The following is a 1,535-nucleotide window of genomic DNA, read 5'->3' on the forward strand; positions in this document are numbered from 1 at the left end:
AATAATAATCGCGTCAAGATGCTTAAACGACAAATGTACGGCCGCGCGAATCTTGATCTCCTGCGCAAACGCGTACTGTTCGCTCGGTGAGCGAACCATCGGGGATCACAAGATCGGCGACAGAGCCCGGATCTTGACGTTGATGGCGTCCACGAACAAGACCGGGTAGACGCGGCGGTTTCCATCAGTGGTTGCGAATCACCTGGTGATAGGCCGTGTGAGGTATCCTCTCATGGCCTCGATCGGGGTCTTGTCGCCGAGGACGAGGCGGGGTCGGCGGTTGAGCTCCTGGGCGACGGTCCGCAGGTCCTGGGCGCTGTGGACGGACAGGTCGGTGCCCTTAGGGAAGTACTGCCGCAGCAGCCCGTTGGTGTTCTCGTTCGTGCCGCGCTGCCAGGGCGAATGGGGGTCGCAGAAGTAGATCCGGAAGCCGGTCAGAGCGGCGGTGTCCTGGTGCAGGGCCATCTCGCGGCCCTGGTCCCAGGTGAGGGTCTTGCGCAGCTGGTAAGGGATCGAGGCGGTCTGTGCGATGAGCGCGTTGCGGACCTGGGGGGCCTTCCAGCCGTCGGGCAGGTGGATGAGCCTCACGTAGCGGGTGGTGCGCTCGACCAGGGTGCCAATGGCCGAGCCCTGGTGGCGGCCGATGATGAGGTCGCCCTCCCAATGCCCGGGAACAGCACGGTCGTTGACCTCCAGTGGACGCTGGTGCACGAGGGTCATGTTCTTGATTTTGTTGGGCACTGGGACGCCTCGGCGGTGGGCCTTGCGCTTGCTGCGACCGGTCCGGAGCTTGCCGTCCTTGAAGCCCAGGAGTCCGGCGTACAGGGCCCGGTAGATCGTCTCGGGGCAGGCCCGCATGGCCGGCTGGTCGGGATAGGCGCGGAGGAGGAACCTGGCCGTCTGCTGCGGCGACCACTTCTCGGTCAACTTCTCACGCACGACGCCGCGCAGGTCCTCGTCGGCCCGGATCTTCTCGGCCTTGGGGCGTTTGCGGTTCAGCAGCGCCTGGTTGTGCGCCCACCAGGGCTGGTAGCGGCCGCCGGGCTTACTGTTGCGCTGGATCTCCCGGTAGACCGTCTGGAAGCTCTTGCCGACATCGGCGGCAATCTCCTTCACATTGCGGCTGGCATGGAGCCCGTCGGCGATGGCGATGCGGTCGTCCTGGGTGAGGAAGCGCGGGGATATCGGGGCCGGGTCGTCGACGATCATGCTGCCAGCATCTATGAACCACAGGGATCCACAGCTCGTGGACACCCCCACCTCCCGCGCTGCAGCGGCACCCCTGTACCCCTCGCGCAATAGCTCGAAGTACCTCCTCTTGACCGCGGTCTCCACCTTGTTCGGGGCGTATCGGGGCATCGGAACGTTCTCCTGTCGGAACGTTTCGCAACCACCGATAGAACTCAAGCGCGGTCGAGGGGCCGGTTCTGCCACTCGGCCATGCCTTCCATGACCTTGTCGGTGATGTTCGAGATCGTCTGCTTCGACACCTCCGCGCCGTAGACCTCGGCCAGGTGGGCCGAGATCTCTCCGTG

1 protein-coding gene and 1 pseudogene are annotated in these 1,535 nt (G+C 64.8%); both read right to left on the bottom strand.

The features are described 5' to 3' along the window. Positions 1–198: 198 nt before the first annotated feature. Positions 199–1,359, bottom strand: coding sequence for an IS30 family transposase (locus FCI23_RS55640; protein WP_136731761.1), 1,161 nt, complete (start codon positions 1,357–1,359; stop codon positions 199–201). A 53-nt stretch (positions 1,360–1,412) separates the two neighbouring features. Beyond that, a pseudogene (locus FCI23_RS55645) lies at positions 1,413–1,535 on the bottom strand (transposase); the annotation flags it as partial.

Origin of the sequence: Actinacidiphila oryziradicis, assembly GCF_005047355.1 — a bacterium.
Classification (GTDB): domain Bacteria; phylum Actinomycetota; class Actinomycetes; order Streptomycetales; family Streptomycetaceae; genus Actinacidiphila; species Actinacidiphila oryziradicis.